Origin of the sequence: Methylomonas sp. EFPC1 (assembly GCF_016925515.1) — a bacterium.
Classification (GTDB): Bacteria; Pseudomonadota; Gammaproteobacteria; order Methylococcales; family Methylomonadaceae; genus Methylomonas; species Methylomonas defluvii.
This window is the reverse complement of the sequence record NZ_CP070494.1, coordinates 956,322-980,728: the sequence shown is the minus strand read 5'-3', so window position 1 is coordinate 980,728 and position 24,407 is coordinate 956,322. Positions and strand designations below refer to the sequence as shown.

Annotated in this window: 24 protein-coding genes and 3 tRNA genes; 15 read left to right on the top strand and 12 right to left on the bottom strand. The window is 51.5% G+C overall.

Annotated features, from left to right (window positions below):
* Nucleotides 1-69 precede the first annotated feature (69 nt).
* The 7 genes from JWZ98_RS04650 to JWZ98_RS04620 all read left to right on the top strand — a co-directional run bounded on the left by JWZ98_RS04650 (nucleotide 70) and on the right by JWZ98_RS04620 (nucleotide 7,818).
* Nucleotides 70-1,455, top strand: a complete 1,386-nt coding sequence (locus JWZ98_RS04650) for an aspartate aminotransferase family protein (protein ID WP_205453451.1) — start codon at nucleotides 70-72, stop codon at nucleotides 1,453-1,455.
* Nucleotides 1,456-1,465: 10 nt separating this feature from the next.
* Entirely contained in the window at nucleotides 1,466-1,825 is a 360-nt protein-coding gene (locus tag JWZ98_RS04645) for a copper resistance CopC family protein (protein WP_205453450.1), read from the top strand.
* Between the two features lie 5 nt (nucleotides 1,826-1,830).
* Nucleotides 1,831-3,462 (top strand): CopD family protein, encoded by a 1,632-nt coding sequence (locus tag JWZ98_RS04640; RefSeq protein ID WP_205453449.1) that lies wholly within the window; start codon nucleotides 1,831-1,833, stop codon nucleotides 3,460-3,462.
* A gap of 2 nt (nucleotides 3,463-3,464) precedes the next feature.
* Entirely contained in the window at nucleotides 3,465-5,327 is a 1,863-nt protein-coding gene (gene dxs, locus JWZ98_RS04635; RefSeq protein WP_205453448.1) for a 1-deoxy-D-xylulose-5-phosphate synthase, read from the top strand.
* 8 nt (nucleotides 5,328-5,335) lie between these two features.
* Nucleotides 5,336-6,073 (top strand): class I SAM-dependent methyltransferase, encoded by a 738-nt coding sequence (locus tag JWZ98_RS04630; protein ID WP_205453447.1) that lies wholly within the window; start codon nucleotides 5,336-5,338, stop codon nucleotides 6,071-6,073.
* Between the two features lie 28 nt (nucleotides 6,074-6,101).
* Complete coding sequence (gene gloB, locus JWZ98_RS04625) at nucleotides 6,102-6,869, top strand: hydroxyacylglutathione hydrolase (protein ID WP_205453446.1); 768 nt, start codon at nucleotides 6,102-6,104, stop codon at nucleotides 6,867-6,869.
* 85 nt (nucleotides 6,870-6,954) lie between these two features.
* Nucleotides 6,955-7,818: a glycosyltransferase family 2 protein gene (locus JWZ98_RS04620; RefSeq protein WP_033157111.1), complete on the top strand. Its 864-nt coding sequence runs from the start codon at nucleotides 6,955-6,957 to the stop codon at nucleotides 7,816-7,818.
* A gap of 1 nt (nucleotide 7,819) precedes the next feature.
* Here JWZ98_RS04620 and JWZ98_RS04615 read toward each other — a convergent pair whose 3' ends face one another.
* From JWZ98_RS04615 to JWZ98_RS04560, 12 genes are all read right to left on the bottom strand, one after another.
* Nucleotides 7,820-8,953 carry a methyltransferase gene (locus JWZ98_RS04615; RefSeq protein ID WP_205453445.1) on the bottom strand — a complete coding sequence of 378 codons (1,134 nt, stop codon included), beginning with the start codon at nucleotides 8,951-8,953 and terminating at the stop codon, nucleotides 7,820-7,822.
* Between the two features lie 250 nt (nucleotides 8,954-9,203).
* A complete protein-coding gene (locus tag JWZ98_RS04610) occupies nucleotides 9,204-10,004 on the bottom strand; it encodes a TatD family hydrolase (protein ID WP_205453444.1) in 801 nt (266 codons plus the stop codon).
* A 48-nt stretch (nucleotides 10,005-10,052) separates the two neighbouring features.
* Nucleotides 10,053-10,406 (bottom strand): PilZ domain-containing protein, encoded by a 354-nt coding sequence (locus tag JWZ98_RS04605; protein ID WP_033157114.1) that lies wholly within the window; start codon nucleotides 10,404-10,406, stop codon nucleotides 10,053-10,055.
* 4 nt (nucleotides 10,407-10,410) lie between these two features.
* Entirely contained in the window at nucleotides 10,411-11,412 is a 1,002-nt protein-coding gene (locus JWZ98_RS04600; protein WP_205453443.1) for a DNA polymerase III subunit delta', read from the bottom strand.
* Nucleotides 11,412-12,038: a dTMP kinase gene (gene tmk, locus JWZ98_RS04595; protein WP_205453442.1), complete on the bottom strand. Its 627-nt coding sequence runs from the start codon at nucleotides 12,036-12,038 to the stop codon at nucleotides 11,412-11,414. Before tmk ends, JWZ98_RS04600 begins: the two co-directional genes overlap by 1 nt.
* Nucleotides 12,035-13,024, bottom strand: a complete 990-nt coding sequence (mltG, locus tag JWZ98_RS04590) for an endolytic transglycosylase MltG (protein WP_308441626.1) — start codon at nucleotides 13,022-13,024, stop codon at nucleotides 12,035-12,037. Before mltG ends, tmk begins: the two co-directional genes overlap by 4 nt.
* A gap of 2 nt (nucleotides 13,025-13,026) precedes the next feature.
* The gene (gene pabC / locus JWZ98_RS04585; protein ID WP_205453441.1) at nucleotides 13,027-13,848 is read right to left on the bottom strand and encodes an aminodeoxychorismate lyase; all 822 of its coding nucleotides are present in this window, start codon (nucleotides 13,846-13,848) and stop codon (nucleotides 13,027-13,029) included.
* 27 nt (nucleotides 13,849-13,875) lie between these two features.
* Nucleotides 13,876-15,120 (bottom strand): beta-ketoacyl-ACP synthase II, encoded by a 1,245-nt coding sequence (fabF, locus tag JWZ98_RS04580; RefSeq protein WP_205453440.1) that lies wholly within the window; start codon nucleotides 15,118-15,120, stop codon nucleotides 13,876-13,878.
* Between the two features lie 90 nt (nucleotides 15,121-15,210).
* On the bottom strand, nucleotides 15,211-15,444 hold the full coding sequence (acpP, locus tag JWZ98_RS04575; RefSeq protein WP_013820083.1) for an acyl carrier protein: 234 nt from the start codon (nucleotides 15,442-15,444) through the stop codon (nucleotides 15,211-15,213).
* 177 nt (nucleotides 15,445-15,621) lie between these two features.
* Nucleotides 15,622-16,554 carry a hypothetical protein gene (locus tag JWZ98_RS04570; protein ID WP_033157120.1) on the bottom strand — a complete coding sequence of 311 codons (933 nt, stop codon included), beginning with the start codon at nucleotides 16,552-16,554 and terminating at the stop codon, nucleotides 15,622-15,624.
* A gap of 207 nt (nucleotides 16,555-16,761) precedes the next feature.
* Nucleotides 16,762-17,637 carry an ADP-ribosyl-[dinitrogen reductase] hydrolase gene (gene draG, locus JWZ98_RS04565; protein WP_205453439.1) on the bottom strand — a complete coding sequence of 292 codons (876 nt, stop codon included), beginning with the start codon at nucleotides 17,635-17,637 and terminating at the stop codon, nucleotides 16,762-16,764.
* Nucleotides 17,634-18,425, bottom strand: coding sequence for an NAD(+)--dinitrogen-reductase ADP-D-ribosyltransferase (locus tag JWZ98_RS04560; RefSeq protein WP_205453438.1), 792 nt, complete (start codon nucleotides 18,423-18,425; stop codon nucleotides 17,634-17,636). The genes draG and JWZ98_RS04560 overlap by 4 nt, the downstream gene beginning before the upstream one ends.
* 306 nt (nucleotides 18,426-18,731) lie before the next feature.
* Here JWZ98_RS04560 and aqpZ point away from each other — a divergent pair, with 306 nt between their 5' ends.
* The 8 genes from aqpZ to JWZ98_RS04520 all read left to right on the top strand — a co-directional run bounded on the left by aqpZ (nucleotide 18,732) and on the right by JWZ98_RS04520 (nucleotide 24,291).
* Nucleotides 18,732-19,421, top strand: a complete 690-nt coding sequence (aqpZ, locus tag JWZ98_RS04555; RefSeq protein ID WP_205453437.1) for an aquaporin Z — start codon at nucleotides 18,732-18,734, stop codon at nucleotides 19,419-19,421.
* A 176-nt stretch (nucleotides 19,422-19,597) separates the two neighbouring features.
* On the top strand, nucleotides 19,598-20,518 hold the full coding sequence (locus tag JWZ98_RS04550; RefSeq protein WP_205453436.1) for a DUF3616 domain-containing protein: 921 nt from the start codon (nucleotides 19,598-19,600) through the stop codon (nucleotides 20,516-20,518).
* A gap of 148 nt (nucleotides 20,519-20,666) precedes the next feature.
* A complete protein-coding gene (locus JWZ98_RS04545; protein WP_205453435.1) occupies nucleotides 20,667-21,458 on the top strand; it encodes a DUF5677 domain-containing protein in 792 nt (263 codons plus the stop codon).
* 55 nt (nucleotides 21,459-21,513) lie between these two features.
* Nucleotides 21,514-22,611 carry an IS5 family transposase gene (locus tag JWZ98_RS04540; RefSeq protein WP_205451336.1) on the top strand — a complete coding sequence of 366 codons (1,098 nt, stop codon included), beginning with the start codon at nucleotides 21,514-21,516 and terminating at the stop codon, nucleotides 22,609-22,611.
* Nucleotides 22,612-23,409: 798 nt separating this feature from the next.
* Nucleotides 23,410-23,955, top strand: a complete 546-nt coding sequence (locus tag JWZ98_RS04535; RefSeq protein ID WP_205453434.1) for a hypothetical protein — start codon at nucleotides 23,410-23,412, stop codon at nucleotides 23,953-23,955.
* A 50-nt stretch (nucleotides 23,956-24,005) separates the two neighbouring features.
* Nucleotides 24,006-24,081, top strand: a tRNA-Gly gene (locus tag JWZ98_RS04530).
* 48 nt (nucleotides 24,082-24,129) lie between these two features.
* A tRNA-Cys gene (locus JWZ98_RS04525) sits at nucleotides 24,130-24,203 on the top strand.
* A gap of 12 nt (nucleotides 24,204-24,215) precedes the next feature.
* Nucleotides 24,216-24,291, top strand: a tRNA-Gly gene (locus tag JWZ98_RS04520).
* Nucleotides 24,292-24,407: the final 116 nt, after the last annotated feature.

Genomic DNA, 24,407 nt, shown 5'->3' with positions numbered 1-24,407 from the left:
TTATTGAAGGGTTAAGCAGCGGGAACATAGCGTAATCCGGAAATAAACCAAGCACTTACGAGGTATTACATGTCTTTTAGCATTGCCGATCTTTTTACTCAGCACTTCGACGAGAAATTCGACTTGCATGAGCGTCACCTGAACAACCAGATGGTGCGCGTTTTACGGACTATCGGTTACGACAGAAACTATAAAAAAGCAATCGGCCAATATCTTTATGACGAAGACGGTAACGAATACTTGGACTTGCTGAGCGGCTTCGGCGTGTTTGCGATGGGCCGCAACCACCCAACCATTATCAAAGCGCTGCAAGAAACCCTGACCTTGGAATTACCCAGCCTGGTACAGATGGATGTGTCCTTGCTTAGCGGTCTGCTGGCCAAGGAAATTCTAGCTACCTGCCCGGATAATCTGGAAAAAATGTTTTTCTGCAATTCCGGCACCGAAGCAGTAGAAGCGGCCATCAAATTCGCCCGCTACACAACCAAACGTTCGCGCATCGTCCATTGCGACCACGGCTATCACGGTTTGACCATGGGCTCGCTATCACTGACCGGAGAGCACATCTTCCGCGAAGGCTTCGGCCCGCTGCTGCCGGAATGCACCTCAGTGCCGTTCAACGATTTGGCGGCGCTGGAACAAGCCTTGAGCAGCAAAGACGTGGCGGCTTTCATTGTCGAGCCCATCCAAGGCAAAGGCGTCAACATCCCGGACGATAACTACCTGCCGGAAGTGGAGCGCTTGTGCAAAAAATACGGCACTTTATTCGTGGCCGACGAAATCCAGACCGGCATAGGCCGCACCGGCAAGTTTTGGGCTATCGAGCACTGGGGGGTTAAACCCGACATGATTCTGATGGCGAAAGCCTTGTCCGGCGGCTTCATCCCGGTCGGCGGTGTCGCCATGACCACCCACATCATGGACACCGTGTTCAACCGCATGGATAGAGCCGTCGTGCATGGCTCGACCTTCTCGAAAAACAATATGGCGATGGCCGCCGGTCTGTCCGCATTGCATGTGGTTCACGAAGAAAAACTGGTCGAAAACAGTGCCAAGGTCGGCGAAGACATCATCGCTACCATCAACGCCATGGCGCCCAAATACGAATTCCTGAAGGAAGCGCGCGGCAAAGGCTCAATGATCGCCATCGAATTCCATGCCCCGAAAAGTTTGGGATTAAAGGCCGCCTGGGCCATGCTGGAAGCAGCCAATAAAGGCCTGTTCTGCCAGATGATCCTGATCCCGTTGTTCAAGGAACACCGGGTACTGGCGCAAGTGGCCGGTCACGGTATGAACGTGGTCAAGTTTTTACCGCCGCTGACGCTGACTCAAAAAGACCGCGATTGGATTGTCAATTCTGTGGAGAAAACCATCGCCGATACGCACAACGTCACCGGTTCGATCTGGACGCTGGGTAAAAACCTGGCCGGCCACGCTCTGAAAAACAAAAAATAAGGTGCCATATATGAATTTTTTCAAACCTGCTTTGTTCGCATTGGCACTGGTCGCCAGTAACAGCGCTTTCGGCCACGCAGTCGTCACGCATAATTCTTTAAAACTCAACCCGGTGCCGGTCAACTTGGCCAGCCAAGTGGAGCTATCGTTCAATTCCAAAGTGGAATTGGATTTATCGGAAGTCTTCCTAGTCAGCGCCGGCGACAAAATGCAATCCATTACGGCTACGCCGGGTGAAAAACCCGGCCAAGTCTTGTTGCATCTGCCAGCCTTGGAACCCGGCGAATATGCCATCAAATTAAAAATATTCGCCGCCGACGGTCATCTCAGCGAAGACCTGCTGCGTTTTTTTGTCAAACAGGCTAAGTGATCCGCATGGAAGGCATTGCAAATTATTTAGACTCACTGATAGGCGGCGTCGATCTCACGTTTTATTCCATCACCATCGGTGGATTGCTATGGGGACTGTTAGTCCTGCGTCCCTGGCATGAAGAGGCGCTGTATAACTCGGCCTTGCTGAGCAAAACCGTCAACCTGATTCATTTCGGCAGCAAAGCCCTGGTCATCACCCAATTGTCGAAAATCGGCCTGAAAATATGGCTGATGGCCGTGACCTTGGGCAAATCGCCGTTCCCGGCGTTTTTCCAAACCGTGCAATTCCAGGCCGGTTTAGCGCGCGCTACCTGCGCTTTTATTTTGGCGGTGTTCATCCGGCAAGCGTTAAAAAGCAATCCACGCTCCAAACAATTCTGGGTGCTGTCCACGGCGATTATTGTGCCGCTGGTCATTTCCGCAGCTTGGCTGGTACACGGCGCGAGTCGTTTGGAGGATCGCGGCCTGTTAATGACGTTAACTGTCACGCATCAGATCGCTGCGGCCACTTGGGTGGGCGGCATATTTCAAATTCTGACGTTATGGGGCTTGAAAAAACGTAATGCCATAGCCGTTGAAGTTTGGCCTTTATTGCTGAAACGCTTCTCGGCAGTGGGCATTGGCGCGGTTGTTGTATTGCTGGTTACCGGCACGCCGCTGGCCTGGTATTACATCCGCACTTTCCAAGGCTTCATCGGCGCAGGCTACGGCAATCTGTTATTGGTAAAAATCATCATGCTGGGCCTGGCATTGGGCTTTGCCTGGTTGAATCGGCAAGCCGTAAATGCCTATTTCACCAGCCGCAGCCTGTATGCCCTGACCGCGCGCGTACCCTACTATATCGAAGCGGAAACCCTGATACTGCTGACTATCCTGTTCACTGCCGCCAGTTTAGCCTCGCAACCGCCAGCTGTCGACATTCCGCATTTGACGGCCAGTTTCGAAGAAGTCTTGAACATGTTCCATCCGCGCGTACCGCGTTGGGAATCACCGACTCACGAAGCCTTGATTGCCGGCGAAGCCGGACGGGTGGCCATCGTCGGTCAGATCCCGTCGGAAGCTGCTACTGCCTGGTCCGATTACAACCACAACATTTCCGGCATCTTCCTGGCGACCATGAGCTTCTTCGCGATGCTGTCGTTTTCCGACCGCTTCCATCGTTGGGCGCGCTTCTGGCCGGTGGGTTTCATGGCATTGGGCGTGTTCCTGTTTTTCCGTAGCGACGCCGAAAGCTGGCCGCTCGGTCCTATCGGTTTCTGGGAAAGTACCTTTAACAATGGCGAAATTCTGCAACATCGGATCGCCACGCTATTGGTATTTGTACTGGGTTTGATCGAAGTGCGCGCCCGCCTCAACAATAACAGCGGCTTCATGCCTTACATGTTTCCTTTGCTGGCGGCATTTGGCGGCATGATGCTGTTGGCGCATTCGCATGTCGGTTTCGAGGCAAAAACCGCCTTCCTGATTCAGGTCGGCCATACCATGATGGGCGTATTCTCGCTGATCCTGGCTTGCGGCCGCTGGCTGGAACTCAAATTAGATTCGCCCGGTAAAAACGTAGCCGGATTTATTTCAGTGTTCGCTTTATTCCAGATAGGCGTCATCCTGATGTTCTATCGTGAACCCCTGTACTGATCATGAAACAGACTAACGAATTTCCGTTACTAGACACCATCCAGACCCCCGCCGACGTTCGGGCCCTGAAGCCTGAACAACTGGAGCCGCTGGCCGATGAGTTGCGTCGCTATCTGACCCATACCGTCAGCATCTCCGGCGGCCATTTCTCGGCTGGCCTGGGCACGGTGGAACTGACGGTGGCCTTGCATTATGTGTTCGATACGCCGTCTGATCAGTTGGTGTGGGATGTGGGCCATCAGGCTTATCCGCATAAGATTTTGACGGGGCGGAAAGAGCGGATGCCGACGATTCGCACCTTGGGCGGCGTCTCGGCCTTTCCCTGCCGCGCAGAGAGTGAGTACGATGCCTTTGGCGTCGGCCATTCGTCAACGTCGATCAGTGCGGCGCTGGGGATGGCGATTGCCTCGCAGTTGCGCGGCGAGGACAAGAAGATGGTCGCCATTATCGGCGACGGTTCGATCACCGGCGGCATGGCTTATGAGGCGATGAATCATGCCGGCGATGTCAATGCCAATCTGTTGGTGATTTTGAACGATAACGATATGTCGATTTCGCCGCCGGTAGGCGCGATGAATAATTATCTGACCAAGGTGTTGTCGAGCAAGTTTTATTCGTCGGTACGGGAAGAAAGCAAGAAGGCTTTAGCCAGTATGCCGTCGGTGTGGGAACTGGCCCGTAAGACAGAAGAGCATGTGAAGGGCATGATTGTGCCGGGCACGCTGTTCGAGGAGTTGGGCTTTAATTATTTCGGGCCGATTGACGGTCACGATGTAGAGATGTTGGTTTCGACTTTAGAGAAGTTGAAGGATTTGTCCGGGCCGGTGTTTTTGCATGTAGTCACCAAGAAAGGCAAAGGCTATGCCCCGGCCGAGAAGGATCCCTTGGCCTATCACGGGGTGCCGGCTTTCGATCCTACCAAGGATTATTTACCCAAAGCCGCACCGTCGCCGCATCCGACCTATACAGAAGTATTCGGGACTTGGCTGTGCGATATGGCCAAACAGGATGAGCGGCTGTTGGGGATTACCCCGGCGATGCGCGAGGGTTCGGGCTTGGTGGCGTTTTCCCAGCAGTTTCCGAAACGCTATTTCGATGTGGCGATTGCCGAGCAACATGCGGTGACCTTGGCCGCCGGTCAAGCCTGTCAGGGCGCGAAGCCGGTGGTGGCGATTTATTCGACTTTTTTACAACGCGCTTACGATCAGTTAATCCACGATGTGGCCTTGCAGAATCTGGATGTGTTGTTCGCTTTAGATAGAGCGGGCTTGGTGGGACCGGACGGCCCGACCCATGCCGGGGCGTTTGATTACAGTTATATGCGTTGTATCCCGAATATGCTGGTGATGGCGCCGGCCGACGAGAACGAGTGTCGGCAGATGCTGACTACCGGTTTCAAACACCATGGCCCGGCCTCGGTGCGCTATCCGCGCGGCAAGGGGCCGGGGGCCACGGTTGACAAGGCCTTGACCGAACTTCCCATCGGCAAGGGCGAAATCCGCCATCAAGGCAGCCGCATTGCGATTCTGGCCTGGGGCAGCATGGTGACACCGTCAGTGGAAGCTGGCAAACAGCTGGGCGCGACGGTGGTGAATATGCGCTTTGTGAAACCGCTGGATGAAGCCTTGATTTTAGAGATGGCGAAAAGCCATGATGTGATCGTCACGGTCGAAGAGAACGTGATTGCCGGCGGTGCCGGTAGTGCGGTGAACGAGTTCCTGCAGGCACAGAACATTCTGATGCCGGTGTTGAACATCGGCCTGCCGGATTGCTTCGTCGAGCAAGGCAGCCGCGAGGAGTTGCTGGCATTATGCGGCCTGGATACGAAGGGTATCTTGGCTAAGATTCAGGCGGTTTGTGCGTAAACAGCCAGATGTTACAAAGCTATTTCAAATCCTTGTACCAACGCACGATGTCGGAAGCGTATGCGTTGGCGGCCAGGGAGATAGTATCGGCACTAAAAGAGAATGGCGGAGCATGTCTTGATTGTGGTGCCAACAGCGGCTACTGGTTTGATCGCCTTGCTACCGAAATAGGTTTAACCCACGCTCAATATCACGGCATCGAGTGGGATAGTGACAGCGTCAATGCGGCCCGGTTAAAGCAGCTTAATGTTCAGCAGGGCGATCTGAATAAAAAGCTGCCTTTCGAAAACGACAAATTCAGCTGTGTATTCGCGCTTTCTGTTTTGGAACATTTACTAAATGGCTGTCATTTTCTCAAAGAGACGCATAGAACATTAAAGCCAGGGGGCAAACTGGTGCTTTTAACCCCAAACATTAGCACTTATTTCACCGCCGCCCTGATTCTTGCCGGAAAAATGCCCTCTAGCGGCCCACACCCCGACTCGGATATTTTGCTGAAATCGGAGGAAGTTTTTAAGGTCAGCGCAGATGAACTTCACTGGGATACCGAGTCCGATACACCTGTTCACCGCCATTTAGTGGTATTCAGTTACTTGACGCTGAAAAAATATCTAAACACTATTGGTTTCTCACAAGTCACGGGGTATGGCTTTGGCTTATATCCGCTGCCAAACTTCATTCAGCCTGTTTTTGAAAAAATCGATCCTTACCATTGTCACCAAATGGTCTTCATTGCCAGAAAATAAGTATTGATTAACTATTGCACATAGATAAATGTTAGAAATCCTGCAAATACCGGTTCTACAAGACAATTACATTTATCTATTACAAGACACGTATTCCGGATTGACCGCCGTGATTGACCCCGCCGTTGCCGATCCGGTTATCGATGTTTTAGTCGAAAAATCCTGGCAACTTGATTACATTTTTAATACCCATCATCACAGCGACCATATAGGCGCCAATTTACAACTCAAGCAGCAAACCGGCTGCAAGATCGTTGGCTCGGCAGCCGACCAGGCGCGTATCCCCGGCATTGACATCCTGCTCGGCGACGGGGATCTAGTTAAACTCGGCAATCAGTGCTTTCAGGTCATCGACACACCCGGCCATACCGTAGGTCATATCGTTTATTACAGCGCCGATAGCCAGGCTTTGTTTTGCGGCGACACTTTGTTTTCGCTAGGCTGCGGTCGGTTGTTCGAAGGCAGCGCCGAACAGATGTGGCATTCGTTGGAAAAACTGAAAGCCTTGCCGGCCGAAACCCGCATCTACTGCGCCCACGAATATACCGCCGCAAATGGCCTTTTTGCGTTGTCGGTTGATCCGGACAATCCGCAATTGCGACAGCGAATTGATCAAGTCGCCGAACTTCGCCAACAAAACCGCCCCACCCTTCCCTCGACTATCGGCCTGGAATTGGCGACCAACCCTTTTTTTAGGGCGCACGACCTCGGCATTCGCAGCAATATCGGCATGACAGACCAATCCGACTTGGCGGTTTTCAGGCAATTACGCCTATTGAAAGACCAGTTTCGATAAATCGACCCCAGCTGTCGATACCCTTTAATTCTGCTAGACTGTTGTCCACATTTCGGCATGTTTCCTTGCCAACCTTTGGATTTTCATGAATAACATCCCGTCGATCAGCATCGTCATCCCCGCGAAAAACGAATCTAAAAATCTGCCGTCCTTTTTACCGCTGTTACATCTGCTGTACCCGGATGCGGAAATTCTGCTGATAAACGATGGCTCGACGGACGATACTGCCGCCATCGCTCGCGCGGCCGGTGTCACAGTGATTGATCACCCTTACAGCATGGGCAACGGTGCGGCGATTAAAACCGGAGCCAGACATGCAAAAAACGATATTTTGGTGTTTATGGATGCCGATGGACAACACGACCCCGGCGACATTCCGGCGTTGCTTAACAAACTGAACGACGGCTACGATATGGTGGTCGGTGCCCGAAACGCCGGTAGCCATGCCTCATTATTCCGACGTCTGGCGAATAAGTTCTACAATAAGCTGGCATCAATGATGACCGGGCACAAAATAGAAGATCTTACCTCCGGATTTCGTGCGGCCCGAGCCAACAAATTCCGCAAATTTCTTTACTTGTTACCCAACGGTTTTTCTTATCCGACCACCAGCACAATGGCGTTTTTTCGTTCCGGCTTCCCGGTAGCCTACATTCCTATCCACGCCGGCAAACGCAGCGGCAAAAGCCATATCCGGCTGATGCATGACGGTTTTCGATTTTTTATTATTATCTTACGGATTGGGGTGCTGTTCTCGCCCATGCGGCTATTTTTACCCATCAGCAGCATAGTATTTAGCTTGGGAGCCGGCTATTACGGCTACACCTACTTCACGGAAAACCGATTTACCAATATGAGCGCGGTACTGTTTTTGTCGTCCTTGTTTATCTTTCTAATCGGCATCGTTTCCGAACAGATTTCATCCTTACATTATAAAAATATCGAATAGCTCAAACCTTCACGCTGCTGAAAATCACAAACTTGGCATTAGCCGCCACCTGCCGGCAATTGCCGAATAATTTCTTCAGCGCCAGATGATAGTTCAAATGGCGATTACCGATTACCCGTAACTCACCGCCCTTACGCAACACCTTATGCGCCTGCCGGAACATCTGCCAAGCGATATGATCACCTATGGTGTGCTGTTGATGGAACGGCGGGTTACAGACTATGCAGTCTGCACTGTTCTCCGGGTAATCGCTCAAACAGTCGGCAACTAAAAAATTGGCCTGCCGACTATCGGCAAAAGCCGCCGCAAAATTTTCTTTGGCCGAGGCGATAGCCATAAACGATTCGTCGATAAACCTTATTCGTGCATTCGGGTTTTGCTTTGCCAGCATCACGCCGACAATCCCATTGCCGCAACCCAAATCGATAAAATCGCAATATTCGGGATTTTGCGGCAGATGCTCCAATAAAAAACGAGTGCCTATGTCCAGGCTATCGCGGGAAAACACATTGGCATGATTACAAACCGTAAGATCGCTGTTTTCCAATGGATACCGCGTCGGATAAGGGTTGACAGGCAATTGCAGATTTGGCTCCACCCGGGCAAAAATCAGCCGGGCTTTTTTTACCGCCAAAGCAGGTTGCGTCGGACCGACCAACCGGTCCAACAATTTCCAGGCAGTGGGCGGCAAGCTCTTCACCATGCCGGCGGCTATCACTTGGCAATCGGCTTTTAACAAAGGCTTTAGTGCATGCAGTTGATATTCCAGCAGCGCCAGCGTTTTGGGAATTTTAATCAGTAGATAATCAATGCCGGCTTCCGGTAGCGACAAGCTATCCAGTAAGCGCACTTGCTCGTGGTCTATGCGATTCAATGCCAGATTAATACGTGTCGCCTGCTGCGAAAGCCAGGAATCGGACATAGCGGTTGGCCGGTAAGCGCTGAGCGAAACCGCCAACGCACCGAAGCTATCGTTGAGGATGACCATATTGGCAAGTTCGGCAATGCCTGCGGCAGCTAGGTGATTTAATAGATATTCGTCTGCAGCGTCCCAAGCCCGCAGCAGTTCATTTCGGCGAAAAGGTAAGCGCTGGAGTTGAAAAACCCCTAGCGGACTAACTGATTCTATACACATATTGCGAGAAAAATAACGTAGCTATAACCCAGGGCATAAAAGGTAGATTGATGTCATGACGGCACTTCAAGGAATTAGGTTAACCGCCAGGGCAGCGACAATTTGCCACGCGGCAAAATGCCACATTTTCAGGACGGTGCCGCTTCAGTAAACTGCAAGCAACTCTTGTATGCGCCCCTATGGGGAATGAGAGTTATACCCCACCTCTCCGAACGACCGGTCCATCGCTACATGGACCCGGTCGTTTTTTTTAGCTGGCCCGGCGTAGCTTATCGGCCGAAGAACCGGCAAACAGGCGATAAAAGTTTTCGGTCGATTGCTCGGCAATGGCTTCGACAGAGGTTCCGCGCAAATCCGCAATATGTTCCGCCACATAGCGGACATAGGTCGGATAATTCGGTTTACCGCGATACGGGACCGGTGCCAGATACGGCGAGTCGGTTTCAATCAGAAAACGGTCAGCGGGTATTTTACGCGCCACATCCTTGATGGCTTCTGCGTTCTTGAAGGTCACGATACCGGAAAAAGAGATATAAAAATTCAAATCCAATGCTTTTTCAGCATAAGCCCAATCCTCGGTAAAGCAATGGATAATCCCGCCCACTTGGTCCGCGCCTTCTTGTCGCAAAACATCCAAGGAATCCTGCCCAGCCTCGCGAGTATGGATAATTAAAGGCTTGTTGAGTGTCTTGGCGGCGGCGATATGGGTGCGAAACCGTTGAAACTGCCATTCCAAATCGCCCTCGCTACGAAAATAGTCCAGCCCCGTCTCACCAATGGCGATCACTTTTTCGTTATCGGCCAACTGCAGCAAGTCATCCAGCGTGGGCTCACGCCCATCATGAACATTTGGATGCACGCCCACCGACAAGGAGATGTCCGAATACGGCATGACTTGCTCCAGCATAGCCGGATAGGCTTCCATATCGATAGCAATACACAGCATATGCCTGATCTGGGCCGCGCGTGCCGCTTGCATAAAGGTATTGAAATCATTAGCGTAGGGCGCCAAGTCGATACGATCAAGATGGCAGTGGGAGTCGATGAACATGAGTTTAGAAAAGTAAAGACAAGCGGCAAAGTCCGCCCACAAAAGCGTTTACATGGTGTGGGTGGAGCGGTCGGATTCTAATGCACCGGCCAGATAGGTTTCGATTTTATTGCGCGCCGCACCACCGTCCTGATCACTGAATTGCACGCCAATACCGGCGGCACGATAGCCTTCCGCGCCGGACGGCGTTTTCCAGATAATTTTACCAGCAATCGGCAAGCGTTCAGTTTCGTCCATTAAATTCAGCAACATGAACACTTCCTCACCCATCTCGTATTCGCGTTTGGTCGGGATGAACAAGCCGCCATTTTTCACGAAGGGCATGTACGCCGCATACAGCGCGTTTTTATCCTTGATCGATAAGGACAGGATACCTTGTCTGGGTGCTGCTGATTCTGCCATACGCTCAGTGTCTGTTCAGTTGCGACCAGCTAATCAATAGCTGCTCGACCATCAATTGTTTATTAAGTTGCGTGTTCAATTGCGATTTGGTGGTAAGCACATTATCGTAAAACCGATAGAGGCGCTTCAATTCTAGCCGCTCGGCAAGGGCTTGCAAGGCATTTTTCAGATCCGGATTGCTAAGCGCCGGCGATTCCGCCCGGTAAGCACATTTAACAATGTCAGCAACCCAGCTTGCCATCCAGCGCAACACCACGGCCAAATCAATCTTTTCCTGCTTTTGCCAGAGTTCGGCGACGGTTAACAGATTCTCTTTGCCTTGTGCCACTTGCCACCAAGCGTCGAAATACTGCTGCCGGAGCTGAATCATATTGAGTTCGGCGTATTGTTTGGCCAATAGAGGCGAGCCTTGGGCTAATGTTAATAGCAGATCGGCCTGCTCTCCGACACGCTGCTGCCGCAACCAAGTGATTGCCAGTTCGTGAGCAGGGGTTACGCAATCGATTTTCTGGCAACGGCTGCGAATCGTCGCCGGCAAACGGCTCGGTTGCTCGCTGATCAACAATAAACAAGTGCGTTCGGTCGGCTCTTCCAGACACTTCAAAAACGCATTCGCCGAAGCCGTATTCAAGGCGTCGGCCGGCTGAATAATCACCACGCGGTAGGCATCGTCATATTGCGGCTTCAACGCCAGCTTCACAATCAACTGCCTGATTTTGTCGATACCGATGGCCTTGCCAGGCTCATCGGGCTCTATCACTAGAAAATCGGGATGGGTTTGCGCATCGAACAATTTACACGCAATGCAATGACCGCAGGCACTCGCATCGGCCAGCGGCGCCTGACACAACAGGGTTCGAGCGTAATATCCGGCCAAATGCCGTTTGCCTTGCCCTGCCGCGCCGGAAAACAGCAAGGCTTGCGGGAGGCGTTGTTGCTCGATATAACCGTGCAACTGCCGCCAATTATCCTGTTGCCAGGGGTAAACCTGCAGTTGGGTAGACATCAATCGGCCCACAAGCCTGCCAACTCAAGGCGCAACTGCTGTTGCACCTCGCTGAGCGGCAAACTGGCATCGATAATTTTGTAACGACGCAAATCCGTCGCGGCGCGTTGTAAATACGCTTGCCGGACCCGGTCGAAAAACGCCAACTGTTCGGTTTCAAAGCGGTCCAGCTCGCCTCGATGCTTGGCGCGCTGCATGCCGATTTCTATCGGCGCATCGAAGACTAAGGTCAAATCCGGTCTAAGCGTACCCTGCACGGTATTTTCCAGCCAAGCTATGGTCTGTAGATCCATATGGCGGCCACCGCCCTGGTACGCATAAGTAGCGTCAGTGAAACGGTCGCACACCACCCACTGCCCTTGCTGCAACGCCGGTAAGATCACTTGTTGAATATGTTGAGCACGAGCGGCAAACACCAACAACAACTCGGCTTGCTCGGTCAAACTTTCCGCTTGCCGCTCCAACAAAATCCCGCGAATCTTTTCGGCAATGCCTGTACCACCCGGCTCGCGGGTCAGCACGAACCGGATGCCTCGTTCTTCCAGCAGCTGTTTGATAAATTGCAAATTGGTGGACTTGCCAACGCCTTCACCACCTTCCAGCGTAATAAATCGACCGTAAGTCATCGTTGATATTGATCGACGTATTTTTCGTGTTCCGCCAAGGTCGAAGAAAACGCATGGCGGCCATTGCCGCGGGCGACAAAGAACAAAGCATCACTATTATCTGGATGCAAGGCGGCTACTATCGCCTGCTTGCCCGGCATCGCAATCGGTGTAGGCGGCAGGCCTTCGATGATATAGGTGTTGTAGGGCGTGGGTTCGCGCAAATCCTTGTGCCGGATATCGCCGTGGTAATCATCGCCCATGCCATAAATTACGGTCGGATCGGTTTGCAGCAACATGCCTTTCTTTAAACGCCTAGCAAATACCCCGGCGATCTTTCTGCGCTCTTCGCCGGCGCCGGTCTCTTTTTCGACGATAGACGCCAAAATCAACGCCTCATAAGGGTTTTCCAAGGGCACGCCGTCGTCGCGTTTTTGCCATTCTTCGTTCAACACCGCTTGCATGCGATCATGCGCGCGTTTCAGCAAATCGACATCCGAGGTGTTTTTTTCAAAGAAATAGGTGTCGGGAAAAAACAAACCCTCCGGATGATTCTTATCCGAGCCGATTTGCGCCATCAGGTCTTCCAATTGGTTATCGGTCAGCGTGTGTTGCAGGTTGGGGTTGTTTTTGATGGTATTGAACATTTGCTTGAAGGACCAACCCTCGGGAAACGTAATCGAATACTTGCGGGTTTTACCATCGGTCAATTGTTGCAGAATGTCGGCGGCGGTAGAACCTTTCGCTAACACATACTCACCCACCTTCAACAAATGGTCGAGATTTTTCCGATAGGCAAACAACCGAAACCATAAGCGATTCACCGTCACCTGCTGGGCACGCAGATTTTTCACCACCGATTCCAGCGTATCGCCTTTTTTAATTTCAATCACGGTTTCGGTCATGACGACCGGCTTCTTGAGAATCAGTTGATAGTGCATGCCGGCCCAAATCGACACCAAACCCAATACCATCAATAATGTAAATGCGATAATGCTTCTAAACACTGCTATACCTCTGCCATGCGGGCTGCGTTGAGCAAGTCTTGCAAGCGCCGGGTGATGGCGCCGACACTAAAAACTTGCGCTTCCAGCCGTTTAATCGGCCAGATACCGATTACCGAGTTGCTGACAAATAGCTCGTCAGCGTGCAAAACGGCAGTTTGATCGATTGCTTGCTCAAACAACGGTAGCTTGATGCGCTGCGCGAATGCCATGATCAGCTGCCGCACAATACCCGCAACGCCGCATTGCCCTAACGGCGGCGTGTATAAACTGCCTGACTTGACGATGAATAGATTACTCATCGTGCCTTCCACGACCCGGTCTTGAGTATCCAACATCAAACCCTCTTGAATTGAATCATCCTGCCATTCCGCTCTGGCTAAAATCTGCTCGAGTCGATTCATGTGTTTGATACCGGCCAAGCTAGAATTCAAAGACAAACGCTGTTCGCAAAAACGCGCGGCGATGCCGTCTGTTTGAAATTGCAGGGGATAATCGGGGTAAGGATGCAGGCTGAACAGCCTGCTAGGGATAACTTGCTCTGGCTGCCGGTAACCGCGACCACCGCTGCCTCGCGTCACGATCAACTTCAACACGGCCCGCTCGCTGGATTTGCTCAATTGCCGGGCTTCAGCATCGAGCAAGGCGCTATCCGGCATCGGGATCAGCAATCGCCGACAGCCTTCGGCCAAGCGTTTTAGGTGCCGGTCAAAAAACAGCGGCTTGCCCTGCAAGACTTCGATGGTTTCAAACAGACCGTCGCCGTATTGAAAACCTCGATCAGAAACATCGACACAGTGTCTGTGCTCGCCGTTTAATAAAAACATAGCCAGACACTGCGGAAGCGGAAGCGCTTATTGGTAACGTTTGAAAACCAGAGAGCCATTGGTACCGCCAAAGCCAAACGAGTTGGAAATAGCGACGTCGATGTGCATGTTTCTGGCGATATTCGGAACGTAATCCAGATCGCACTCGGGATCCGGATTTTCCAAATTGATGGTGGGTGGCGCGATTTGATGCTGAATAGCCAGGGCCGTCAATACTGCTTCGATACCCCCGGCAGCACCCAACAAATGACCGATCATCGACTTGGTGGAACTAACGGCCAATTTATAAGCGTGATCGCCTAGCGCCAACTTCATGGCATGCGTTTCGCCAATATCCCCAGCCGGCGTCGAGGTGCCGTGGGCATTAATGTAGTGCACGTCTTCAGGATTAACTTTAGCATCACGCATCGCGTTGCGCATACAACGCGCAGCGCCTTCGCCACCTTCAGACGGCGAAGTAATATGGTATGCGTCGCCACTCATGCCGTAGCCAACCAGCTCCGCATAAATTTTCGCCCCACGCGCCTTGGCATGCTCCAGTTCTTCCAGGACCACTACGCCGGCGCCGTCACTGAGGACGAAACCGTCACGGTCGCGGTCCCAGGGGCGGCTAGCAGTGGTAGGGCTGTCATTACGGCGCGACAAGGCTTTTGCCGAAGCGAATCCACCCATCGCGGTCGGCGAGGTCGTGCAGCGCTCTGCACCACCGGCCACCATCACATCGGCATCGCCGTATTTGATCAGGCGCGCAGCGTCGCCAATATTATGCGTACCCGTCGAACAGGCGGTGACGATGGCAAAGTTGGGGCCTTTCAAACCATATTTGATCGACAGATTACCGGAAATCATATTAATGATGTTGCCCGGCACAAAGAAAGGCGAAATCCGTCTTGGTCCGCCGGCCACGTAGGTGGCATAGCATTCTTCAATACCGGTAATGCCGCCGATGCCGGCGCCGATAGCCACACCGATCCGCTCGGCATTTTCTTCGGTGACTTCAAAACCGGAATCCTCAATCGCCTGGCAACCCGCTGCAATGCCGTAATGCACGAAACCGTCCATGCGTTTGGCATCTTTCTCGGCTATATAGTCGCCGATATTGAAATTTCTGATGACACCGCCGAACGTCGTTGCAAAAGGGGATATGTCAAATGAATCGATCGGACTAATGCCGCTCTTCCCGTTGACAATGCCATCCCAGGTATCGGCAACATTATTGGCTAACGGCGTAATGGCGCCTAAGCCCGTTATAACAACTCGACGTGTGCTCACAGTAAACTACCGGTAAAAAAAGAAGACAACCAGAGAAGGGAGATAAACCGGCTAGTGGATGGCAAGCACCCACTAACTTTTGGAAACAACTTACTGCAGATTGGCGTTGATGTAATCGATAGCCAATTGGACTGTGGTGATTTTTTCAGCTTCTTCGTCTGGAATTTCGCATTCGAATTCTTCTTCCAGAGCCATGACGAGTTCAACTGTGTCTAAAGAATCAGCACCAAGATCGTCAACAAAAGACGCATCGTTCGCGATTTCTTCTTTTACGCCTAATTGTTCTGCGACAATCTTTTTTACTCGTTCTTCGATATTACTCATATTTTTTTCCTCGAACAATGCAAATGCCTGACTGCGAGCACTTACCTTATCTTTAGTGTTGTATTAATTGAATTTGCAATCTCGTCACTGGCCTTGCCTAACGACAGCGCGGATTATACTTTATGTTCCAAAAAATTCACAACATTCGCCCGCGACTAGGCGATTCGCGGCCTGAGGCTATGTTTTCCCGCTCAAATTTTTAATAATTTCTTCCAAAGGCACCAAATTCAGTTTGATCCGGAACAAAACCGCCTGGTTCTCCAACACGCCAAAACATTCGTAGGTACGCAGCATGATACTGGTGTGATTCAGGGTTTTATCCGGCGACTCCGGCAGTTGCTTGACCAGAATATGCAGCTTGTCGTTGTTTTTCAACGTCGCCAGATGCACGCGATCCACTGAAATGTCGTGAGAGGTGTATACCATCGGATTGCGTTTGAAGTCGTGGTTTTCCAACTGCGCCTTCTCCAGCAACGCGCCGGACGTCAAACTGCAGGGAAACACTTCCGGATACTGCGCCACCTGCAACAACTCGTCGAAATAATCCGACTGTTCCGCAAACGAGCCGGATAGAAAGTTTTTCACGTTGCCGTTATTCATCCACTTGCGCTTTAAAAAAAACTCGGTGCCGGGCACCACGGTTTTATCGCATAGGGCATTCAAATCCGGCAGACCGCTTAAATCAGTATCCGCTAAAAACAAAGGCTGTTTGGTTTCTTTTTTATACCCCAGCAAAATGGTTTTGCCTTGCGACTTGATCGCGATGCGATTGGTCAAAGTCAGCTCGGGTATTGTCGCAATCAAGGTCTTTTTAATATCCAGCGTCATCTCTTGCCGCGGCCGCAAGGCATTAACAAAGATGATCTGATAATTACTAAAACGCAGCTGATTGTCGGCGATAATCTGGTCTTCGTGATGCGCCTCCCGGTATAAGCGCATCTGATATTCGATCAAAGTATTTAACTGAAAGCCCAGCACGATCGGGCCTTTAAACGGGTTGTGCGTGACCTGCAGCCATTTATGCTTGTCGTGAAACAAGTTGAAATCGTCAGATGCATTGCGGGCGACTTCGATATGAATTTGTTCGAAAGTAAACGATTTATCTTTCATCGATGACCAATGACAGTAGATATGAACCGGCTATTCTAGGCCGATTGCCGCGAATCAGGAAATAACGCACCCAACCAGCTTGTTCTGAGTCGACAACAATCCTCGGCCTGGACCGGAAATCAGCTTACTATCCACATAACCATACTAACTTGGTTAACGACAAGCCATCTGCATATCGAATGACACAAAAAACCGCCGGCGTGCTTATCAGTTATTCATCTTGATAAGTGTCGCTACCTGCCCGCGTATTTCTGCACCGACCCGACTATCCAATTGGCCCAACCACCGTCCCGGAATCTGCGCCAATCCATACTTGGCCCCTGCCAACATCCCGGCCAAGGCCCCCGTCGTATCCGCATCACCGCCCTGATTCACGGTAGCTATTAGGCAGGATTCGAAATTATCGGTATTGAAGAAATAATGCAGCACCGTCTGCACGGTATCGACGATGTAGGCCGAGGCTTTACTCGGATAAGGGTGGTAGGCAAATTCGCTGTATTGGTTGATCAAGCGTTTGGCCTCCAGCAAACAGACTTCAACAGGTTGTCCATGAATCAACCGGTTAGTCATTCGACCCAATGCCAGCGTAGCAGCGTCGGACAATGGATTGTTATGGGTGATGCGGCTCTGCTCCAGACTCCATAATTCGAAATCATCCGGCCGATTTAGCGTCGCCAACACCACCGGCAAATTACGCATACAGGCGCCGTTACCGGCGTCATCTTCACGCGGCAATCCCATCAATACACCTTCATCACGATACCGCACGATGCCGCGTCGGCACGTATTGCCCACATCCGGCGGATCGCTTTCCAACCAGGCGAGAAAATTGTCGGCCACAGACTTCAAATTCCAACCTTGATGCTCAATGATAGCCCGCCCCAAGGCCAGCGACATTTGCGTATCGTCTGTCACCTGCCCCGGCTCCAAACCCAGCCAGCCGCCGCCTATCATTTCGGTATGCACGCCGTAACGACTCTGAATTTGCTTCGGCGACATGAATTCCACCGTCGCACCCAGCGCGTCACCACAAGCAAAACCCAGGTAAGCACCCAGGGCCCGATCCATTAATTGCTCATTCATCGCAACACCTTCACTCGATAATCGCCGCCAATCACCAAATATTCGGCCTCGCCGCGCAAGGCGTGGTGCGGCAACAAATCGTTAAAAAACACCAGCTTCACCATCGGCACCTCAACCTCCAAAACATAGCTGCCAAATTCGCTGGCGATACTGTAGCGGTCGGTAAACGACACAATGCTGTTGAAATGCACAATCTTGTGCTCGCGGCTCCAATCGCCCAAGGCATTGACCCCTCGATAAAGGGTTTTGTGGGTTGCAGCCGGCACCTGAAAGCGCTCGATCACCCACTGGCAAAACTCATATAACAAATCCAACTGCATGTAGATGCAATTATTGTGGTAGCGGCTGTTCATCTTTTCTTCGATGTAAGTTACCCAGTCCTTACTCATGAAACTGCTGATTTGTTGTTTATGGTAATTGGGGAACAGGCCAAAGCGGCTTTCCACCCACCCCTTCAGTACCGCACCTTGAGCGTTATTGGAATCCAGACCCCAATCTTGAATCAGGCGCAGATAGCTGTTGCGGTAACGCCGCCGACCCTCGGCATCGTCGCGTAAACGCTGCTCGGTTTCGAAGCCGAATACCACACACATGTAGTCTTGAAATATCCGCCCGCAATCCACCAACGTGGCTTGTCCGGCCAACTGCTCAAACAGTCCGGGCGCGGACTCCCGGGTGCCGGCGATATGCAAGGGCTTGGGGTATTCGTTAAATAGGTGACTGGCCAAACACGCCGTCGCCATGCCGATCAAATTGGTACTGTGGCCGTGCTGGGAAATATCGGGCATGGGGGCTAACTGAAAAGAATGTCGGACACTGATAAGCCCTAATTCTCACATCGAATAGGGAAATTAGCCATACGAAATAAACTTTCCCGAACTATTCTTCCGGAATTCCCGCTGCCACGAAACACTCTCGATTCCGCGCAACCGGCTAGCTAGCTGGAAATAGCAAGCACCAAGCAAGAACCTAGCCGTTTTTTGTGATTGACATCACACAAAGACAGAGAATACAGTGCGCTAGCCAATTGATTATTAAACAAAAAACAAGCGATCAATAACAGGCGAAACAATAACAACACACAGGAGAGTCATATGAAAAAGTATGTAGCCGAGTCCTTCGGGACATTTTGGTTGGTTCTTGGTGGCTGCGGCAGTGCGGTATTAGCCGCCGCATTTCCGAATGTGGGCATCGGCTTGCTCGGCGTTTCGCTGGCGTTCGGTTTGACAGTACTGACCATGGCCTATGCCATCGGCCATATTTCCGGCTGCCACCTCAATCCGGCGGTATCGGTTGGCTTGTGGATGGGCGGCCGCTTTCCGGCCAACCAATTGTTGCCTTACATCGTCTCTCAAGTGGTCGGCGCGATTGCGGCTGGCGGCGTGTTGTATCTGATCGCCAGCGGCAAAGCCGGATTCGACGTAGCCGCCGGCTTCGCCTCCAACGGATACGGAGAACATTCGCCGGGCGGCTACTCCCTACTCTCCGCGTTGATTACCGAAGTGGTCATGACGATGATGTTTTTACTGATCATCCTCGGCGCCACTGACGCCCGCGCCCCTGCCGGCCTGGCGCCTATCGCGATTGGCTTAGGATTAACCTTGATTCACTTGATCAGCATTCCGGTCACCAACACCTCGGTCAATCCGGCTCGCAGCCTAGGTGTGGCGGTTTATGTCGGCGATTGGGCCTTGGCGCAACTCTGGCTGTTTTGGCTGGCGCCGATTATTGGCGCGGTTTTGGGCGCATTGATTTATCGCTTTATCGGCAGCCCGGACGAGTAACCCCCGAGCTTACTTCAGCGCAGTTCAGCAACCCTTCGTCATTCCCGCGAAAGCGGGAATCCATTTTGGCAACAGGGCTACCTGCTGCGCGTCAGTGACAATATTAGGGCCGGATTAATCAGGCATCGCCAGCCGGCCAGCTATCTTGAAATCCACATTTCGCCAGCGATTCTGATATGGATACAAAAATCTACAAAGGCCGATCAAATGTATCCGGCGCAATAGCCCTAAATGACCATTACTTCATCGCTGCGGACGGCGAAGACAACGAACTCAGCGTATTCGACAAACACGCAGAAAAAGCCCTAAAGCCGGCAATTGCCCTGTCAGAAGTTTTCGATGGCGAAATCAAAGACGGCAAGCATCAGGAAATCGATCTGGAAGGCGGCGCCCGCATCGAAGATGTCTATTTCTGGATAGGCTCGCACAGCACCAACAGCGAAGGCGACGAACGGCCGGCTAGGCGGCGCTTATTCGGCATCCATCTAACCGAAGACGAACCGGGTAAATTCAGCGCCCAGCGTTATGGCTCGATTTACACACAATTGATTAACGACCTGAAACAAGACCGACGCTTTGCCCGCTATGACTGGGAACAAGCCGAACGCATACCACCCAAAGGCAAAGGCGGCTTAAGCATAGAAGGCTTGGCAGCCACCCCTGAGCACGGCTTATTAATCGGCTTTAGAAACCCGCTAGCCGGCGGCGACACCGAAAACGGCGTCCTAAAAAACGGCAAAGCTATCCTGGTACACCTGCTTAACCCATTGGCACTGCTGCATGACCAAGCCGCGCAATTCGCCGAGCCTATTGAGTTGGATTTAGACGGCCTAGGCATCCGCGACATCGCCTGGCGCCAAGACCATCAATACCTAATCGTCGCCGGACCTTACCATGCCAACAAAGATCGCCTGGAACAACATCGGCTGTATTTATGGGACAGCGATTCCGGAAAACTTGAGCGACTGGATCATATCGATCTGGGAGACTTGAATATCGAGGCGGCGTTCTTTTTTCCAGGGCAGAATGATCGTGTTGAATTGCTTAGTGATGACGGGGAGCAGAAAGGATTTCAGTGCGTTTCGGTGGAGCTGTAAGAAAATTGGCTTGTCATTCGTATGACTAGCAATGAAAAACCCATGGTTATAGCGACAGTATACGGCGCGAAATGTATTTTTGGATAACCCCGTTATAGAACTCAGTTAGGATAGAATTAATCCTTTAATTAACTGTTGGGCCTCCACCATGTTTCTCGATCCAGAAGGACAGACGGTAAAACAGGAGTTGCACTCTAAGTTTGCATCCTACTTTAGCTTTGCATATGGACTTAATCGTTACGCCAACGAACTTTCGTCGAACGCCTCAATTCCAGATGGTGACTTGCAACAATTGTTACTTGCGCCATTAATGCTTCGAGGTCTAACAACCTTTCAAGGCTGTATATTGTTAGTAGAACGCGGATTGTCGGCAGAAGCGAAGATATTGGCTCGAAGCCTACTCGAAATTCTTTTTCGTATTACGGCAATTGCAAAAAACCGAGAAAATGCCGAAATTTATGTACTTGAGGATCAGCCGTTCCGAAGGAAATTAATCAATAAGTCAAAATTGCTTAGCCCCTGTTTACGCCAGCCTTTTGAAACCGAGCAAACTGAACACCTCGCAAGAGAAATCAAATCTGACATTGAAGAGCGAAATATAGCCGAAAAGTCGACCCAATGGTGGGCGCAAGAAGCCGGTCTGAGTGACTTATACAATTCCGCGTACCCGATCTTTAGTCTCGCAGTACATGTAGGTTCGCGTGAACTGGAATCACACCTCGTTCTAGACAAGGATAGGAGAATTGTCGCTATGAAAATAGACGCCGACACCACAAATCTTGGCCTTATTGTAATTTCAGCTTGCGAATCGCTACTATTAGTTTTTGAGGCCGCTTCTACTATCCTCCCTAAAAACTCAAAAATCAAAATGAGCATCTTTAAAACGGAACTCGCAAAGCTTAACAGGCTGGTGAAAAACTCGAAAAGCCAAGTAAGCTAAGGCATAGATGAGCCGCCAACTGTTAAAATAGGCTACCTAAATTTGGAGCCTTTCAATGCGCGGACACGATGCCATCCAAAACAACTGGTTCAGCTACATCAACCTGGAAGACCGCATTCCCAAGCAGCATCCGTTGCGCCGTTTACGGCTGTTGGTCGATGGCGTACTGGCCTCGATGGATGCCGTCTTTGCCGCGCGTTACTCGCACACTGGCCGTCCCTCGATTGCCCCCGAAAAACTGCTGCGCGCCTTGCTGTTACAAGTCCTGTATACGGTCCGTAGCGAGCGTCAGTTGATGGAACAACTGGACTACAACCTGTTGTTTCGCTGGTTTGTTGGTTTGGGTATCGACGATGCTGTCTGGGAGCGCAGCGTGTTCAGCGCCAACCGCGAACGCCTGCTGTCCGAAGCCCTGAGTCGCGAATTTTTTGAGCGGGTACTGGCCATAGCCGAATGGCAAAATCTGGTGTCCGACGAACACTTCAGCGTCGACGGTAGCCTCATTGAAGCCTGGGCCTCGCATAAAAGCTTCGTTAAAAAAGACGGCAGCGGCCCGGACAAACCCGCCGGCCGCAATCCCGAGGTCGACTTCAGCGGCGAAAAGCGCAGCAACGCCACCCACCACAGTACGACCGATCCCGAAGCCCGGCTTTACAAGAAAGGCGAATACACCGAGGCCAAACTGCGTTACATCACCCATGCCTTGTCCGAGAATCGCAACGGCCTGATTGTCGATGTCGAAACCACTCAAGCCACCGGCACCGCCGAAATCGAAGCCGCGCAAAACATGATCAAACGCCGCGTGCCCCAAGGCGGCAGCGTCGGTGCCGACAAAGGCTACGACCAAGCGGCGTTCGTCAACGGACTCGAGTCCCGTGACATCAAAGCCCATGTGGCCCGCAAAAAGACCGGCAGTGTCGTCGATGGCCGGACCGCTCGCGGCAAAGGTTACGCCCAAAGTCTCAAGCGCCGCAAAATCGTCGAAGAAGCCTTTGGCTGGGTCAAAACGGTCGGCGGCCTGCGCAAAACCCGTCACATCGGCTTAGCCAAAGTCGCGGGTCAGGCCTTGTTTTGCTTTGCCGCCTACAACCTGACGCGCATGCTCAACCTATTGGTGTTCACGCCGAAACCGGCGTGGAGTGCACCCGCCTAGGGTGAAGTTCGCCTGAAAACCGTCCACAGACGGCTTCAGGCGAATAAAAAGCCCTTGAAACCGGGGCAAAACGCTTGAAACTCGATGTCATGACCGATTTCAACTCGAAAAAATCACTTACATCGTGGGTAAGGGGAAATATCGGCGGGTTTTTCACCAGCCTGTTAACGAGACATTATGAACTAATGGGGCGAAGGTATAAGCAGGGCTCATGAACACTGCTTACAGACTGTAATTTCTTGCGTTGGTTTTGTCCCGTATGCCGCGCCGAGTACCGGAGATTTTGATAGGAATGGCCCGTTAGGGGTGCGGCAAGGATGCCGCACGTTGCCGAAGGGGCAGGAAGCCCCTTTCGGCAACCCCTATCAAAAGCGAGGAACGCAGGGGAAAAGCGGCATCCGGGTAGCTTTTCTTTTGGTGACTTTTCTTTGGCCAAACAAAGAAAAGTTACTCGGTTGTCGGTCCGAGAACCGACATACAAAATCAAGCTTCGCGACAGCGAATCATCATCTACACCCAACAAAGCTAAGATAGATCCGAGCACCACAACAACCGCAATCAAAAAAATTTGGATTTAAACCGGTAACGCCGACTTCGATAATCGCATAGCCAAACACTATCCAAAGACAGCAAACCAGCAGCCCTATCAGCTTTTTTATCCCAGCTTGTTCATTTTTGCTACAGTTCCCCTTAAGATACGACTAAATAACTAAAAAAATGAATGCTTGAAATGTTCGAACGGCGTGGTAACTTTAACCACTTAACCATAATAATAACTAGCTTAAGAGGAAACATCGCATGAGCCTTGACGAAAACAACAACGAGACTGAAGCCCAAAATCAAGCTGAAGAGCCTAAGCAACCGGAAACAAATTCAGCCGCTGATTCCGCCGTAGCGGCAAAAGATGCGGCCGGCAATATCGTCGCCAATCTGTTGGCACTGAAAGAATCCAATCCTAAAGTATTTTTTGGCGGCGTGGGCGCTGCGGCGCTGGTCTTGGTCGCCTTGATTTTTGGTGGTGGCTCCGATGCCAAATTGCCTGTTCACCAAGCCAAAGCCATGGTTCCCGGTCAGAACTACGTGTTGAAAAGCCCCAACACTTATGACCCAAATGCAACCGTAAGATTGGTCTCCGTTCCCGGCTCCATGGCCGCTTACGATGATACCGAAGAAAATGACCGCGACGGCGCTTGCAAACACATGCCGCTTAACACTCCTGTAAAACTGATTCAATCTCAAGCTGACACCACCGACAAAAATGTTCTGTGGGCGGAAGTTGAGATCACTGAATCCGGCGAATGCCAAGGCCGAAAAGCCTGGACTTCGGCAATAAACCTGCAATAACTGTTGACACAAAAAAATATCTTTTTATAATACGCAGGATAGTAAGCCAAGCGGGAATAGCTCAGTTGGTAGAGCACGACCTTGCCAAGGTCGGGGTCGCGAGTTCGAGTCTCGTTTCCCGCTCCAAATTTGAAAAGCCGCGGCAAATCGCGGCTTTTTTATTGTCCTTATAAAGGCTGCGTAGCAAAATGGTTATGCAGCGGCCTGCAAAGCCGTATATACCGGTTCGATTCCGGTCGCAGCCTCCATTACTATATTTTGCGGGAATAGCTCAGTTGGTAGAGCACGACCTTGCCAAGGTCGGGGTCGCGAGTTCGAGTCTCGTTTCCCGCTCCAAATTTAAAAAGCCGCGATTTATCGCGGCTTTTTGTTGTCCGAAGATAAGTACATCCCTCATCATCGAAGATTGGGCAAGCACAGCCTTTGCGGCAAAGAGGGCTTTCGTCTTTATA